At 62.3% G+C, this 15,871-nt stretch carries 15 protein-coding genes; 5 read left to right on the top strand and 10 right to left on the bottom strand.

What is annotated here, in order from left to right; genetic code table 11:
* The first annotated feature begins 21 nt into the window (after positions 1-21).
* Positions 22-828 carry a hypothetical protein gene (locus Q0908_RS12440; RefSeq protein WP_299284663.1) on the top strand — a complete coding sequence of 269 codons (807 nt, stop codon included), beginning with the start codon at positions 22-24 and terminating at the stop codon, positions 826-828.
* Here Q0908_RS12440 and carB read toward each other — a convergent pair whose 3' ends face one another.
* The 4 genes from carB to Q0908_RS12420 form a co-directional block, all read right to left on the bottom strand.
* Positions 829-4,161 (bottom strand): carbamoyl-phosphate synthase large subunit, encoded by a 3,333-nt coding sequence (gene carB, locus Q0908_RS12435; RefSeq protein ID WP_299284659.1) that lies wholly within the window; start codon positions 4,159-4,161, stop codon positions 829-831. It lies immediately after the preceding gene.
* 144 nt (positions 4,162-4,305) lie between these two features.
* Positions 4,306-4,647 (bottom strand): hypothetical protein, encoded by a 342-nt coding sequence (locus Q0908_RS12430; protein ID WP_299284656.1) that lies wholly within the window; start codon positions 4,645-4,647, stop codon positions 4,306-4,308.
* 152 nt (positions 4,648-4,799) lie between these two features.
* Positions 4,800-6,041 (bottom strand): cyclopropane-fatty-acyl-phospholipid synthase family protein, encoded by a 1,242-nt coding sequence (locus Q0908_RS12425; protein ID WP_299284653.1) that lies wholly within the window; start codon positions 6,039-6,041, stop codon positions 4,800-4,802.
* Positions 6,042-6,106: 65 nt separating this feature from the next.
* Positions 6,107-6,871 (bottom strand): alpha/beta fold hydrolase, encoded by a 765-nt coding sequence (locus Q0908_RS12420; RefSeq protein ID WP_299284651.1) that lies wholly within the window; start codon positions 6,869-6,871, stop codon positions 6,107-6,109.
* A 76-nt stretch (positions 6,872-6,947) separates the two neighbouring features.
* Here Q0908_RS12420 and Q0908_RS12415 point away from each other — a divergent pair, with 76 nt between their 5' ends.
* A complete protein-coding gene (locus Q0908_RS12415; protein ID WP_299284648.1) occupies positions 6,948-7,322 on the top strand; it encodes a hypothetical protein in 375 nt (124 codons plus the stop codon).
* Positions 7,323-7,385: 63 nt separating this feature from the next.
* On the opposite strand, the gene glyA is transcribed toward Q0908_RS12415, so the two are convergent.
* On the bottom strand, positions 7,386-8,681 hold the full coding sequence (gene glyA / locus Q0908_RS12410; RefSeq protein ID WP_299284645.1) for a serine hydroxymethyltransferase: 1,296 nt from the start codon (positions 8,679-8,681) through the stop codon (positions 7,386-7,388).
* A 170-nt stretch (positions 8,682-8,851) separates the two neighbouring features.
* Here glyA and Q0908_RS12405 point away from each other — a divergent pair, with 170 nt between their 5' ends.
* Together Q0908_RS12405 and Q0908_RS12400 are read left to right on the top strand one after the other, a co-directional pair.
* Entirely contained in the window at positions 8,852-9,613 is a 762-nt protein-coding gene (locus tag Q0908_RS12405) for an NAD kinase (protein ID WP_299284642.1), read from the top strand.
* A complete protein-coding gene (locus Q0908_RS12400; RefSeq protein ID WP_299284639.1) occupies positions 9,610-10,857 on the top strand; it encodes a Coenzyme F420 hydrogenase/dehydrogenase, beta subunit C-terminal domain in 1,248 nt (415 codons plus the stop codon). The genes Q0908_RS12405 and Q0908_RS12400 overlap by 4 nt, the downstream gene beginning before the upstream one ends.
* 21 nt (positions 10,858-10,878) lie before the next feature.
* On the opposite strand, the gene Q0908_RS12395 is transcribed toward Q0908_RS12400, so the two are convergent.
* From Q0908_RS12395 to Q0908_RS12385, 3 genes are read right to left on the bottom strand one after another with little or no spacing between them, the layout of a single operon-like run.
* The gene (locus Q0908_RS12395) at positions 10,879-11,427 is read right to left on the bottom strand and encodes an SCO family protein (protein WP_299284636.1); all 549 of its coding nucleotides are present in this window, start codon (positions 11,425-11,427) and stop codon (positions 10,879-10,881) included.
* 12 nt (positions 11,428-11,439) lie between these two features.
* Positions 11,440-12,000, bottom strand: coding sequence for a hypothetical protein (locus tag Q0908_RS12390; protein WP_299284633.1), 561 nt, complete (start codon positions 11,998-12,000; stop codon positions 11,440-11,442).
* On the bottom strand, positions 11,997-12,461 hold the full coding sequence (locus Q0908_RS12385) for a hypothetical protein (protein WP_299284630.1): 465 nt from the start codon (positions 12,459-12,461) through the stop codon (positions 11,997-11,999). Before Q0908_RS12385 ends, Q0908_RS12390 begins: the two co-directional genes overlap by 4 nt.
* Before the next feature lie 172 nt (positions 12,462-12,633).
* Between Q0908_RS12385 and Q0908_RS12380 the strand changes: the two genes are divergently transcribed.
* A complete protein-coding gene (locus tag Q0908_RS12380; RefSeq protein ID WP_299284628.1) occupies positions 12,634-13,650 on the top strand; it encodes a hypothetical protein in 1,017 nt (338 codons plus the stop codon).
* 12 nt (positions 13,651-13,662) lie between these two features.
* On the opposite strand, the gene Q0908_RS12375 is transcribed toward Q0908_RS12380, so the two are convergent.
* Both Q0908_RS12375 and upp read right to left on the bottom strand, forming a co-directional pair.
* Complete coding sequence (locus tag Q0908_RS12375; protein ID WP_299284624.1) at positions 13,663-15,060, bottom strand: SPOR domain-containing protein; 1,398 nt, start codon at positions 15,058-15,060, stop codon at positions 13,663-13,665.
* 68 nt (positions 15,061-15,128) lie between these two features.
* On the bottom strand, positions 15,129-15,761 hold the full coding sequence (gene upp, locus Q0908_RS12370) for a uracil phosphoribosyltransferase (protein ID WP_299284621.1): 633 nt from the start codon (positions 15,759-15,761) through the stop codon (positions 15,129-15,131).
* Positions 15,762-15,871 lie beyond the last annotated feature (110 nt).

The following is a 15,871-nucleotide window of genomic DNA, read 5'->3' as shown; positions in this document are numbered from 1 at the left end:
CGATGGGATATGCGGAGCGTCATGCGGGCGCTGTTTTCATATCTGTGTTGTTTTCTTCTGATCTTGCCGGTGTCCAGCGCGGCGCAGCCGGTTTCGATGGTGCAGGTTATGGATCAGGCTGTGTTGACCCATCGCATTGCCAAGTCGGCCTGCCTAGTCCTCATGGGGGCCGAGGCGCAGATACATGCCGACGATATCGAGGCGTCCTCGACCGCTCTTGATGCCGGGCTTGAACGGCTTTTGGCAACCAGCGCGGGCGAGGATCGAAACCAGATCAAAAGTTTGCGCGATATTGGCCACACGATGTCCGTGTCAGCCAAGCAGGTGGCGGCAGGGGACCTGCACACTGTGCCTGCGGGGTTGCTTTTGCGTTTCAACCCGATTGTGTCCGACACACTTGGCGACATCGCAAGCGGGGCCACCGTTCCGGCCGCGCTGCACGAGATGCGGCCCGCCTACCGGGCGGTTCACCGGATGCGGGCCGTGTCGCAACAGGTGCAGCGTGATCTGTGCCTGCTGGAAACCGATCTTGCGTGGTCAGGTGCTGCGAAGGTCATGACGGTCCATATCGTCGAATTTGAACAGACGATTGACGATCTGATGAACGGGAACCCTGACAAATCCATTATCAAAGCGCCCAACATTCACATCAAAGTTACCTTGGGCAAAGTGGCCAGCAAATGGACCACGCTCGCGCCCATTCTGGAACAGGCCGCACGGGGGGACCCGGTCGACATGCGCGACATCCAACTTGCGTCGGTTTTGGGCGACGCCATCCTCAGGAATTTGAACGACGTCGCAGCCCGTTTTGACGGGTTGATCGAATGATCAACCTTGCAGCGCCTTGACCCCGACATCGCCTTGCGCCTGTTCGCGAATGGCGAGCGCGGCGGCGTAGGCCCCCGCTGCGGTCGTGAAATAAGGGATCTTGTCATAAAGCGCGATGGAGCGGATTGACTTTGAATCCTCGACCGCTTGCGCCCCTTCGGTCGTGTTCAGCACCAGTTGGATGCGCCCGTCCTTCATCATGTCGGTCACGTCGGGGCGGCCCTCATAGACCTTGTTCACCACGCCGCACTCAACACCCTGTTCATTCAGCCAGGCCGACGTGCCGCGGGTCGCCACAAGCGTGAAGCCAAGGCCCGTCAGGATTTGCGCAGCCTCGAGCATCTCGGGCGTCTTGTCCATATCCTTGATCGAGACAAAGGCGCATCCCGCGTCGGGCAGCACCATGCCTGCACCCATCTGCGCCTTGAGGAAGGCGCGCCCAAAAGTGCGATCCCAGCCCATCACCTCCCCGGTTGAACGCATTTCGGGACCCAGAATCGTGTCCACGCCGGGGAAACGGGCAAAGGGCAACACGGCCTCTTTCACCGAGAACCACGGCATGTTCGGATCGGCCAGCGTCATCGGATCGCCCAAAGGCAGCACCGCATCATAGCTGGCGCTCGCATCATAGGGCGCGCGCAGGGGGAAGTTGGAAAGCGGCTCACCGGCCATGATCCGCGCCGCTATGGATGCAATCGCGCTGTCGGTCGACTTGGCGACGAAGGGTACGGTGCGCGAGGCACGCGGGTTGACCTCAATCAGGTAGATGTCGTCGCCCTGCACCGCGAACTGGATGTTCATCAAGCCGACCACGTTAAGCGCCAAGGCCAGTGCGCGAGTCTGCACTTCTATTTCGGCGATCACGTCCTTGCCAAGCGAGTAGGGGGGCAGCGAACAGGCGCTGTCGCCCGAATGCACGCCCGCCTCTTCGATGTGCTGCATGATGCCGGCCACATGCACGTCGGTGCCGTCGCACAGCGCATCCACATCCAATTCGACGGCGCCTGACAAATAGCTGTCGAGCAGGACGGGGCTGTCGCCCGACACCACCACAGCTTCGGAGATGTAGCGGCGCAATTGGCCCATATCGCGCACGATTTCCATCGCCCGACCACCCAAGACATAAGACGGACGTATCACCAGTGGGAAGCCAATATCTTCTGCGATTGCAAGGGCTTCATCGTCGGAATGCGCAATCCCGTTCTTGGGTTGCTTCAGGCCCAGATCCTGCACCAGCTTCTGGAACCGCTCGCGATCTTCGGCCAGATCAATCGCGTCCGGCGTGGTGCCAAGGATCGGAATACCCGCCTCTTCCAGCGCATTGGCGAGCTTCAGCGGGGTCTGCCCCCCAAACTGCACGATCACGCCGTGCAAGGTGCCGTTGTCCTGCTCGACACGCATGATTTCCATGACGTGTTCAAAAGTCAGCGGTTCAAAATACAACCTGTCGGAGGTGTCATAGTCGGTCGACACCGTCTCGGGGTTGCAGTTGATCATGATTGTTTCATAGCCCGCATCCGTGAGCGCAAAACAGGCATGACAGCAGCAATAGTCGAACTCGATCCCTTGCCCGATCCGGTTGGGACCGCCGCCCAGAATGACCACTTTCTTGCGATCCGACGGGCGGGCCTCGCATTCCGCCTCGCCGAACACCGGCGTTTCATAGGTCGAGTACATATACGGCGTTTGCGCCTCGAACTCGGCGGCGCAGGTGTCGATCCGCTTGAACACGGCATGGACCCCGAGGCTGTCGCGCAGGGCGCGCACATCCGCTTCACGGCTGTCCGTCAAAGTGGCCAGACGCGCATCCGTAAAGCCCATCATCTTGAGGCGGCGCAGCCCCTCTTCGCTGTCGGGCAGCCCGTCGCGGCGCACCGCATCTTCGGTGTCGACAATCTCGCGCAGACGGGCGAGGAACCAGGGGTCGAACATCGTGACGCCGTGAATTTCATCGTCCGACAGCCCATGGCGCATGGCTTGCGCGATCAGGCGCAACCGGTCGGGGGTCTGCACCGAGATCGCCTTGACCACCGCCGCCTTGTCCGGCGCACCGGGGATGTCGATGTCATCCAAGCCGGTGAGGCCGGATTCCATGGATGCCAGCGCCTTGAGCAACGATTCGTGGAAGGTACGCCCAACGGCCATGACCTCGCCCACCGATTTCATCGCGGTGGTCAGAGTCGCCTCGGACCCGGGGAACTTTTCGAACGCGAATTTGGGGATCTTGGTGACCACATAGTCGATGGTTGGCTCGAACGAGGCGGGCGTCACCTTGGTGATGTCGTTGTCGAGTTCATCGAGGGTGTAGCCGACCGCCAGCTTGGCCGCGATCTTGGCAATCGGAAAACCGGTCGCCTTGGACGCCAGCGCCGAGGAGCGCGATACGCGGGGGTTCATCTCGATCACGACCATGCGCCCGTCTTCGGGGTTGATTGCCCATTGCACGTTTGAGCCACCCGTTTCGACGCCGATCTCGCGCAGCACCGCAATCGAGTGGTTACGCATGATCTGGTATTCCTTGTCGGTCAGCGTGAGGGCTGGGGCCACGGTGATAGAATCGCCTGTATGCACGCCCATCGGGTCGACGTTCTCGATGGAACAGACGATAATCGCGTTGTCGGCGGTGTCGCGCACCACCTCCATCTCGTATTCTTTCCAGCCAAGCAGGGATTCATCGACCAGGATCTGACCGACGGGGGAAGCGTCCATCCCCGAGCGGCAGATCGCCTCGTAATCATCCCGATTGTAGGCGACGCCGCCGCCAGTGCCGCCAAGGGTAAAGGCGGGGCGGATGATGGCCGGAAGGCCGATATCCTCAAGCGTTTGCAGCGCAATCGCGACGCCTGCGGCAAGGTCCTTCTTGCCATCGGCATCGACGGGCGCGGTCACGATTGTCGCGCGGGGGTTTTCGATGCCAAGGCGGTCCATCGCCTCGCGGAACAGCTTGCGATCTTCGGCCATCTCGATGGCCTCCCGCTTGGCCCCGATCATCTCGACGCCGAATTTGTCCAGCACGCCCATCTCTTCCAGCGCAAGCGAGGTGTTCAGCCCGGTCTGTCCGCCCATGGTGGGCAGCAGCGCATCGGGGCGTTCTTTCTCGATGATCTTGGCGACCACCTCGGGGGTGATCGGCTCGATATAGGTGGCATCGGCCAGCCCGGGGTCGGTCATGATGGTGGCGGGGTTCGAGTTGACGAGGACGACCCGGTAGCCTTCTTCACGCAGGGCCTTGCAGGCTTGAGCGCCGGAGTAGTCGAACTCGCAGGCCTGACCAATGACAATGGGGCCCGCGCCGATGATCATGATCGTGTTGATATCGGTTCTTTTCGGCATGCTGACCCCCTGCGTGCAAATTGTCTGCGTTATAGGGATGGGGTCGGAAGGTGCAAGAGGTTGGAAGGGGCCACGGCCCTGAATCTGCGATCCGCGTGCGCGTTCACATCATTTTGGCAACGGGGCGCAGGGCCCCGTGCAGGCTTAGCCGCCGATCAGCCGGCTGAAGAACGAGCGCGACTTGGCGGTGGGTTCTGGTGTCTCGTCGATCTGGCCGCGGATAGAGGCCGGAATGGCCGTGGGGGGCGATGTGATTTCGGCCTCGAACTGAGGAGCCGAGCTGGCTTTGAGCACGGGCTTGGCGACCGCAGGTTTGCGCGGGGCAGGTGCGGCACCACGCAGATGCGGAGGCTGCTGCAGCTCGGATTTCGGCATCGCCATGCGCAATGTGACGGCTCTTGCAAATGTGTCCTTCTCCTCGGCGATCAATTCCTTGATCGACTTCATGGTGAAGGCGGTCGGCTCTTTGGCTGACACGCTTTTCATAGGTTCGCGTTGACCGTATTCCATTTGCTGTCCTCCCGATTTGCGGGTCCGTCTGGTGTTACAGAACGCAAGCAGGGGGCCTGCGCACGTCAAAGCTACCCGTTAATCGTGGTTATTTCGTGGTCAGATCGTGAAACTTAGGCGGCAACCGCCTACTGTGCCATTTCGCGTAGAGGCATTGGTTCGGCGACTGCGTCGTCTGCATACATGTAGTCGCGCGTCAGCGGCACGGCCGCGCGGTTGTGCGCGAGTTGCAGGTGATAGACGGCCTGCATCTGGTGTTCGAATGCGAGGATACAGACGGTCAGATAGTATCGGAACATGCGTACGAAACGGTCATCATACATGCTGCTGATTTCGCTGATGTTCTCATCAAAGCGCGCGCGCCAGTGCCGGATCGTCTTGGCGTAATGCAGCCGCCAGATTTCGATGTCGGTCTGCCACAGCCCCGACTGTTCGAGGGGTTGCGCCAGCTCGGAGAGCGACGGGACGTACCCCCCCGGAAAAATGTATTTGTTGATCCACGAACTGTGCGCCATAGGCGGTGCGGACCGCCCGATCGTATGGATCAACGCAACCCCGTCCGGGTCCAGCAGCTCCGCCACGCGGTCGAAATACGTGCCAAAGTTCGGCACGCCCACATGTTCCAGCATCCCCACCGACACGATCCGATCAAAGGTGCCGCTGGTGTGGCGATAATCCTGAAGGTTAAAGCGGATGCGATCCGACAGCCCCGCCGCATCTGCCCGTTTCTGCGCAGTGGCGAGTTGGTTTTCGCTGAGCGTGATGCCGGTGACCTCGCAGCCGTATTCCCCTGCAAGGGTCAGCGCCATCCCGCCCCACCCGCACCCGATGTCAAGGACGCGCATTCCCGGCTCGATGCACAACTTGGCAGCAATGTGGGCCTTTTTGGCGGCCTGGGCCTCTTCCAGCGTCATGGCGTCGTCGCGGAAATAAGCGCAGGAATACTGCATGTCCGTGTCCAGAAACATCGCATAGAGGTCGTCGGAGATATCATAATGGTGCGTTACGTTCTTGCGTGATGCACGGGGGGCATTGCGCTGGACAAAGCTGCGCATGTGAAACCGCGCCCGGTTCGCCATCAGCATCCACGGCGGCAGTCCACCTGCGAATCGGTTGCGGATGATGATCTCGAGCACATCATCCAGCGTGCAGTTCTGCGGCGTGATCCGCCCGTCCATGTACCCTTCGCCAAGGCCCAGATCGGGATTCAGGATCAGCGCGCGCACCGTGGCATCGCCTGTCAGTGCCAAGTGGGCTTGGCTCCCTGTGGTCGGGCCATAGTCGCGCGTGGTGCCGTCGGGATATGTGACGCTCAGACGGTCCTGCACCATCATACCCGTCAAAAACCGATCCAGCAGTTTGTCCCACATCGCTTTGCCCCCTGATTTCTCGTCTGACCATAAAGGTGATATTGCAGAGGGGGTTAGGTCAAGGGCTAGACGCCGTCAGCGTCCAGATATGCGCGCACAGTGCCTTCAAATGCGCGTGGGTCGTCGGCGTGCAGCCAGTGCCCGGCTTTCGAAATCTTGGCAAAGCGGGCGTTGCTGAACAGCGACTGGATCGTGGCGCGGTAGCGCCGCGCGACATAGTCCGACTGCCCGCCAGATAGAAACAGCGTGGGCCCACCATGCTGACCCTCGACCTCGGGAAACCCGATGATCGCGTCCATGTTGTCGGCCAGCGCATCCAGGTTGAGCCGCCACTTTTTTTCAGGGACATCGAGCGATTGAGTCAGAAAGCTGCACAAAGCCGGATCGATCCCCTGGTCCGCCAGTTGGTCATTTGCGTCCGAGCGGCGGGTCACCATGTCCAAATCGACCGCGCGCATGGCCTCAATGAACTGCATCTGGCTGTGCTGATAAGGGACAGGCGCGATGTCCCCGATCACCAGCCGTCGCAGCGTGTCCGGCCGCGTCAGCGCCAGCACCATCGCAGCCTTGCCGCCCATGGAATGTCCGACCACATCCATTGGCCCGCCAAGGTGGTCGATGACCTGAGCCAGATCGGTGGCCATATCGGCATAGCCGTGGTCATCCGACCAAAAGCTGTGCCCGTGGTTGCGCATATCGACGGTGATCACCCGCCGCGTATCGGCCAACCTCTTGGCGATCACTCCCCAATTGCGCCCCGATCCATAAAGCCCGTGCGCAATCAACAATGGCGCGCCCATCGCAGGGCCAATCTGTGAATAGGTCAACATATCCATGGCTTAACGCGGAAATCGGTGTCGAGCCAGAGGGATTGAGCCGACCCCTGCCACGCGGTAGAAGCCAAGCATGGAAACCCAAGAAACGATCAACGCCCGCGCCACGCGTGTCCAGAGTGCCCTGCGCGCGGCATTTGGTGTGAAAGCCAAGTCGCTGGATGTCGCCCTGCGCCGCACGGGGCGTCGTTTACCGAAACGACTGCATGCGGAGGCGCGCCGCATCGTGGACGCCCAAGCGCTTGGCGGGCAACCCAAGTTGACGCGGCAGATCGATGGCGGCGCGCTGGACACCGCAGAGACCCGGATTGTCACGTTTCTGGGTGGCATTGACCGGGCAGACCGCCGCAAAGGGTTCTGGCTCGGCATCGCTGCCGCGATGGCCTTCAACATCCTGCTGATCGCGGCTGGCCTGGTGGTATGGATGGTCTGGACCGGGCAGGTCTAGCCCTTCGAAAACGCAAAAGGCAGGCCAGAGCGGCCCGCCTTTTCATGTCAGTTTCGTCGTCGATCAGAGGTTGGGATAGAGCGGGAATTGCGCGCACAGGGCGGCCACTTCTGCCTTAACCTTCTCCTCGACCGCGCTGTTGCCCTCTTCACCATTGGCTGCCAGACCGTCCACAACCTGGTTGATCCAGTCGCCGATCTGGCGGAACTCCGTCTCGCCAAAGCCGCGTGTCGTGCCCGCGGGGGAGCCGAGGCGTATGCCGCTCGTGATCGTCGGTTTTTCGTCGTCAAAGGGCACGCCGTTCTTGTTGCAGGTGATGTGCGCGCGGCCCAGTGCCTTTTCGGTGGCGTTGCCCTTGACCCCTTTGGGGCGCAGATCGACCAGCATCACATGGGTGTCGGTGCCGTGGGTGACGGTATCAAGCCCGCCTTTATGCAACTGATCCGCCAGCGCTTGGGCGTTCTTGATGACCTGCTGTTGATAGGTCTTGAACGACGGGTCCAGCGCCTCGCCAAAGGCGACGGCCTTGGCCGCAATGACATGCATCAGCGGGCCGCCCTGAATGCCGGGGAAGATGGCCGAGTTGAACTTCTTGGCCAGCGCCTCGTCATTGGTCAGGATCATGCCACCACGGGGCCCGCGCAGGGTCTTGTGGGTGGTCGTGGTCGCCACATGCACATGCGGGAAAGGGTTGGGGTATTCGCCAGCCGCGATCAGACCCGCAAAGTGGGCGACATCCGCCAGTACCCACGCACCGACCTTGTCCGCAATCTCGCGGATGCGCGCAAAGTCGATGACGCGCGGAATGGCTGAACCGCCTGCGATGATCATCTGGGGTTTGTGTTCCAGCGCCAGCGCTTCGATCTGATCATAGTCGATGTCCAGCGTGTCGCGCCGCACCCCGTATTGCACCGCGTTGAACCACTTGCCCGATTGGTTGGGCTTGGCCCCGTGGGTCAGGTGGCCACCGGCATCAAGGCTCATACCAAGGATCGTATCGCCCGGCTGCAATAGCGCCTGAAACACACCCTGATTGGCTTGCGAGCCGGAATTGGGCTGTACGTTGGCAAAGCCGCAACCAAAGAGTTGCTTGGCCCGCTCAATGGCGAGGTTTTCGGCGACGTCCACATATTGGCATCCACCGTAATAGCGCCGCCCGGGATACCCTTCGGCGTATTTGTTGGTCATCACCGACCCCTGCGCCTCAAGCACGGCAGCGGAGACGATGTTTTCCGAGGCAATCAGCTCGATTTCGTCGCGTTGGCGGCCAAGCTCATCGCGGATGGAGCCGAACAGTGCGTGGTCGCGGTCTGCGAGGGTTTGGGTGAAAAATCCGTCGGTGCGGTGGGGCGCGTTCATGGGCACTCTCCGTGTCTGCCTGAGTCGGGTATCTGAGCGGTTTCCTATCGGAAACGGAGCCGCGGGCAAAGGATGTAAAGCGACGAAATCGCCTGTCTGAGCGGCAATGCTGGTAAGGGGCGAAAATATATGGTTCTTTTGGCGCAGAACGCACGCCATAGGAAACTCCGATGCCGCTCAAAATCGCCTTTGCCGCCAGCCGGGCTGCGGTCGCACAAACGGCGCGGGCGGCTTTGATCGGGCGCTATGGCGACGCAGATCCCGGCGCGGCGGACGTGATTGTGGCCCTTGGTGGGGACGGGTTCATGCTGCAAACCCTGCATGACACACGCGCGATGCGCGCGCCGGTCTATGGCATGAACCGCGGCACCATCGGCTTTTTGATGAACGAATACGGCGAAGGCGATCTGATCGCCCGGCTTGAAGCGGCCGAAGAGGCGGAGTTGAACCCGCTCAGCATGACGGTGCAGGACATCCATGGGGGTCGGCATCAGGCGCTCGCCATCAATGAAGTGTCGCTGCTGCGCTCAGGCCCGCAAGCGGCGAAATTGCGCATCACGGTCGATGGGCGTCTCAGGATGGACGAGTTGGTCTGTGACGGCGCGCTCGTGGCAACGCCTGCGGGCTCCACCGCCTACAACTATTCCGCTCACGGCCCCGTCCTGCCCATCGGCTCGGACGTGCTGGCGCTGACGGCTGTGGCCGCGTTCCGTCCCCGGCGCTGGCGCGGGGCCTTGTTGCCCAAGATGGCGCATGTGCGTTTTGACGTGCTCGAGGTCGACAAGCGCCCTGTCATGGCCGAGGCGGACTCGCGCTCGATCCGCGACGTGGTGTCCGTCGAAATCCAGTCCGAACCGTCAGTCGTGCACAGGATCCTGTTCGACCCCGGCCACGGGTTGGAGGAGCGGCTGATCTCGGAACAGTTCACGTGACACTGCGCGCCCCTGCGCCGCGCAGCCTGTGTACGGATTGTGGGGTGTCGCGGATGAAAGATCCCTCGGCCTGCGGCACGGCCTGCCAATTCATCAAGCCTGATTATCCAGGAATGGAACGCGCGGTGCACGGGCGTGCGCGTGGGGCAGGGGACGAGTTGTTTTTCGGCCCCTTCCAATCCATGCACCGCGCCCGCATGGCCACCCCCGCCACGGGTGCGCAATGGACCGGGATCACCACAGGGCTTGCTGCTGATCTGCTGCGCAATGGCAAGGTGGATGCGGTGCTGACCATGGTGCCGGATGCCGGTGACCGTTGGAAACCCCAGCCCACCCTGATCACCGAGGCAGACGACATGGCCCGCGCGCGCGGTATGCGGATGGGCTACGCGCCGCTGCTGGCGCTGCTTGAGGAGGCGCACGCCCGCGCCTTCAAACGCCTCGCGGTGATCGGCATCCCCTGCCAAATCTACGCCCTGCGCAAACTCGAGGCTGACCTCAGGTTCGACCGGCTTTACGTGATCGGCACGCCCTGTTCCGACAACACCACGACCGAGAATTTTCATACCTTCCTCGCCCTGCTGGACGAAAATCCCGACACCATCACCTATCTCGAATTTCGCGCCGACTACCGGGTGGAACTGCGGTTCAGCGACGGACGGCAACGGCTTATCCCATTTCTGTCCCTGCCGATCTCTGACTTGCCGCCCGATTTTTTCCCGCTCACATGCCGCACTTGCGTCGATTACACGAACGCCTTGGCCGACATCACGGTCGGATATATGGCGGGCCAAGGTGATCAGTGGGTCATCGTGCGCAACGCGCGTGGCGCCGAAATGCTGGAAGGGCTCGGCGAGCAGATCATCCTCACCGCGCCGGACAGCAAGGGCAAAAGGCACGCCGCCGTCAAAGGGTTCATCGCCAACACGGCCCGCGCGGCGGGCGGGTTGCCGCTGCGCCGGATGCCCAACTGGGTGCGGCCCATCGTCAGTTGGCTGCAACCACGCACCGGGCCACGGGGCCTCGAATTTGCGCGCACGCGGGTCGAGATGAAAGCGGCCGAAACCATCCTGCACCTGCGCCAGTCACTGCCCGCCAAGATGAAGAACATGATCCCCGATCACGTCTGGCAAATCGCCAAACCCTACGCGCTCACGCCCGAACCGGGCGAAAGTCACACTCTTCCTTTCGCCGAAAATACCTCGGGGGAGGCCGCAAGGCCGGGGGCAGAGCCCCTAAAATAAGCGAGCGATCCGAAGCGAACCCTAACTCTTGGGCTCCAGGTAACTCCGCGCGATCCCCGCCACCTGTGCGACATCCAGAACGGGCGGCAACAGCGTCAGCGTTTCACCTGAGGCATCCAGCAAATGCACAAAGCTGCCATGCGCGTAAATCCAGCCGTATTCCGGGTCTTCAAACAGCTTGGTGATCTCGACGTTGAACCCGTCATAGGCGGTCTGGAGCGCGGCCGCGTCCCCGGTCAGCCCAACGAAGTCGGGGTGAATGTCAGCAAGCGGCGCGCCCATCGTCTCGACCCGATCCTGATCCGGGGCAACCGTGATCATCACCGGCGTCACTTCGATCCCCTCCGCAGCCAGTTCATCCACGACCTGCGCCATGAGGGGTAGAGCCGCCGAGCAGATGTTGAGGCAATTGGCATAGCCAAAGAACAACAGTTGCGCGCGTCCGTCCGGGTCGGCTTCGGTGCGCGTCTGGCCGTGTTGGTCGACCAACGTATAAGGTCCGCCGATCTCAACCGGAAACGGGCTTTGTCCAGCGGCCGGAAGGGCCGCCAGACCTAGTGCAAGTGTCAACGCACGCAGCATTCAGAAGTTATCCGCGATAAAGGCTTCGTCGACTTCAAGGCCGAGGCCCAGATAGCCTTCGGTCGCGATGATGTCCTTGATGCGCGGATCACGGCGGAACCACGGGCCTTTGCCCTTGGCGTCGGGGTGGTTCTTGGCCCAGACCTTGGTCCACTGGTTGGCCTTGATCTTGTCCGCATCCGCGACCTTGATCGTTTGCAGCAGGTAGACGTTGTTGGCCCCAAGCTCAGGATCATCGATCATCAACCCATCGACGGTGACGGTCTGCCCGCAAAACGGGGCCAGTTCCACTGCCGCGCCGGTAAAGGCGGGCTGGCTGTTTTTCATGGGGAACACCAGAACATCATCCGCGCTGCGCACCAAACCAAGCTGGCGTTTGCCAGCCCCGCAATCCTCCGGGCAGTCGCCGGTCAGGGTGCACAGCACATCCACGACCTCGGCCTCAAATTTGGCAGGCACCTCGGCATAGAGGTTCCAACTGCGGGCCTCCGATCCTTCGGAAAAGTCCTGCGCGGCGAGCGGGCTGGCGATCAGCGCCAGACATGCGATGAGATGTCTCATTTGTTAGGATCCGGGATCGAGAATGAAGGAACGTTGCCATAATCATCATGGTTCACGTTGGTGATATCCATGTCCGACACGACTTCGGAGACGACCAGATAATTCAGCCCGTCGCGTTGATATAGCATCCCGTCCGCCTCGACCGTGTGCGCGGCGAGGTTCAGGATCGTATCCCCGCCTGCCGCTTCAGCATCGTCGCCGACCTTCAGAACCATGTAGACCGTCCCGTCTTCGGCCAGCAGGCCCACGGGGATACCGCCCGCACTGCACCACAGCGCGCAGGTATGGTGGGCCGATCCGACAACCGCATCCGGGCTGCCCATCACGCCAGAGTAATAACACCATGTATCAATGATTTCGCCGGTCACCTGCACCCGCGTGCCTTCGGCGGCATGCCCCGCAATCGGGGCGGCGAGCAGCGCAATGGCCGAGGCTAGTCCTGTTAAAATCTGGGATCGCATGAACCCTGCCTTTCCTTAAGTCAACTTCCCCCACCGTAAGGACCTGAACGCGTCCGTCAAATCACGCTTTTTCGACTTCGGCGGTTTTGTGATCGCTTGGCGGGCTGGTGCGGGCGTGATAAGCTAGCCTCATAACAACGAGGCATATTTTGGCCCGCGCAGATTAACAGGCATGACAGCACTCACCAAATACGACCGGCTTGAGGCGACCGGCCTGTGGCGGACTGCGCAGGACGCCCAACGGCGCGAGGTGATCGTGTCGATTGGTGATGCAACCCTCGTGATCTCCGACCTGAACGACAAGGCGATCACCCACTGGTCTTTGGCGGCCGTGGAGCGCGCGGCAGGCAACTCCGGCACCGGCGCGATCTTTCACCCCGACGGCGATCCGTCCGAAACGCTCGAGCTTGGTGCTGAAGAGGGCGAGATGATCACCGCCATCGACACGTTGCGCACCGCAGTGGCCCGCGCCCGCCCGCATCCGGGGCGTTTGCGCTGGCTTGGTGTTGCACTGTCCGCATCCGCCGTCGCCGCCTTGGCCGTGTTCTGGCTGCCGGGTGCCTTGGTCGATCACGCAATGCGCGTCGTGCCCCCGGTTAAAGAGGCCGAAATCGGCTCCGCCCTTCTGGCCCGCATCGAACGGGTGTCCGGCGTACCCTGCCGCAGCGCCGAGGCGCGCCCGGCACTGGCCGCACTGGCGGGGCGCACGGGGGCGGCGCGTGTGGTGATCGTACCAGACGGCGTGCGCGAAGGCTTGTCCCTGCCGGGCGGCACCATCCTGCTCAATCGGGCCTTGGTTGAAGATTTCGAAGAACCGGACGTGGCCGCAGGTTACGTATTGGTCGAACAGGTCCGCAGCATCACGGCGCCACCGCTGCGGGGCTTGCTGGAACATGCAGGCACCCGCGCCACCGCCCAATTGCTGACCACGGGCAGCTTGCCGGCAAGCGCGCTTGATGCCTATACCGAAGCGCAGTTGGCCACGCCCGCCGCCACCCTTGCGCCTGACATGATCCTGCCTGCCTTCGCGGCTGCCAAGGTGCGCAGTTCCCCCTACGCCCGGGCGCGCGACATCTCGGGCGAGGAAACGCTGGCCTTGATCGAGGCTGATCCGATGGCCGACGCGGCCTCGGACCCGATCATGCGCGACCGGGACTGGATCCAGCTTCAGGCGATCTGCGAGGACTGAGCACCGCTGGCGCTACTTGCGGATGAACGCATCCCCAAAGCCTGCCGCACGGCTGCGGTTCAGCCCGTTGTTCAACGTCGAGGATGAGGTGAACGGCCCGGCCAGCACAACCTGATAGGTCTTGCCCTTGCGCGTCAGCTTGCCCATGCGCACAGGCAACCCGGCGCGTGAAATCCGTTGGGCGGCGGCCGTTGCATTGGACGGCTGGCCGTAGGTGCCGACCTGCACATAGCGACCGGGCACGGCCACCTGCGCCTTGGCTTTGCGGGTCGGGGCAGCCTGCTGACGTGCGACAGGGGCAGCGGCGGTGACCTGCTGTGCCGCTGCCTTGGCCTTGTTGCGCACGATGCGTTTCATCAGCACGCCATTGCGACGCACGAGTGTCACGGTCCCCAAATCGCGGGTCTGCGTCGCCTGATCGGTAAACGGATAGACAAGCGGAACTTTCGTGGTCACGTCGCGACCCGTGGGCTGGTCGATCAAACGACGCGGCACTGTGTTGGTCCAGATCAGACGCGACCGGGCGATGCCTTCGAGGTTTTGCTCGGCACGGCGCGGATTCAACCGATCATCTTCCCAGACAGGGCGGTAGCCCTCGGGGACAACTTTGGGGCCGCCACGCTGGCGGGCGTCAAACACATGACGTGGCACAACGCGGGTTTCCTGAGGTGTGGCGACGGTTGTCGACATGCCTCTGGCGGAGGATCGGGTGACGGGCTGGGGACCGCAGCGCACAGGGGCCTTTTCACCGGAATTGATATAGCGGCCACTGATGGGCGAGGCACCCGGACAGGCGGGCACATGCTGCTTCACCGCTGCCGTGCGTGGGGCTGGAGCAGTGACCGCGGGTTTTGGCTTCGGCTTGGGGGCCACAACGACTTTGGGCGCGACGGGCGTTGCCACGGGGGCAGGGCGGCGCACCTGAACGCGCTGCACAGGCTTTGGCGCTGGCGCTGTGACAACGCGGCGGGTGGTGGGGGCCGGTGTCGCGACAGGGCGCGGGGTCGCCACGCGGGCAGGGGCGGCGGGGGCCGCAGGGGCGCGCGCAACTGGGGCCGGGGCTGCGGTCTGCGGCGCAGGGGTCGGCACTGTAATCTGCTCAACGCCGCGCGTGCTCGCCGACTGCTGAGGGGTCGTGCGTGCCGCCTGGGCCGCATTTGCACTCAAGGTCGGGGTCTGGCCACAGATCAGACGACGTTGGCGGTTCACCCGGGGCACCCAGGTCACATTCCCATCGATGCCGGCCCGGATAAAGACGCAGCCCTGGCTATCGATGTACTGCGATCCCTTGAACGACGCGGGCGGAAACTCCGCCGGTGCCTGGGCATTACGTAGATTTTGAGCGTGCGATGCGCCGATCCCGAAAGAGGCCGCAATCACCGCCAGCGCGACAATTCTTGTAACTTTCATCATATCCCCCACAAGATATGGATGAAACGATGCCCGAATGCGCGATCAGAGTAAAGACGCCAGCACAGCTATTTGGTGCCAAACATGCGATCCCCGGCATCCCCAAGGCCCGGAACGATGTATCCAACCTCGTTCAATCGCCGATCAACCGCGGCTGTGACAATCGGAACGTCCGGATGAGCCTCTTTCATGCGCGCGATTCCCTCAGGGGCGGCCAGCAGACACAGGAACCGGATATTGGTCGCGCCTGCCTTCTTGAGCAGATCAATCGCCGCAACGGAGGAATTGCCAGTGGCGAGCATTGGGTCCACCGCAATCACCAGACGGTCATCCAGACCCTCGGGCACTTTGAAATAATATTGGACCGGCTCCAACGTCTCTTCATCGCGGTAAAGGCCCACAAAGCCAACACGGGCCGAGGGGATCAACTCAAGCACCCCGTCCAGCAAGCCGTTGCCCGCCCGCAAAATGGAAATCAGAGCCAGTTTCTTGCCAGCGAGCGTCGGGGCGTCCATCGATTCCATGGGGGTATCAATGCGCTTGGTGGTCATGGCCAACCCGCGTGTGACCTCATAGGCCAGCAACTGGCTGATCTCGCGCAGCAACTGTCGAAACACCGCCGTGGGCGTGGTCGCATCACGCATGAGGGTCAGCTTGTGCTGAACAAGCGGATGGTCAACGACGGTCAGATGATCAGACATGGGGCACGCTCCTTTGCTGGGGTCCTTCTGCCGCGCCCCAGGGCGCAACACAATCCCCCTTCCTTTCGCCAAAAATACCTCGGGGGGAGGCCTTCGGCCGGGGGCGGAGC

This window comes from uncultured Tateyamaria sp. (assembly GCF_947494755.1).
Classification (GTDB): Bacteria; Pseudomonadota; Alphaproteobacteria; order Rhodobacterales; family Rhodobacteraceae; genus Tateyamaria.
The sequence above is the reverse complement of the archived record's forward strand: the minus strand, read 5'-3'. Positions and strand labels throughout refer to the sequence as shown.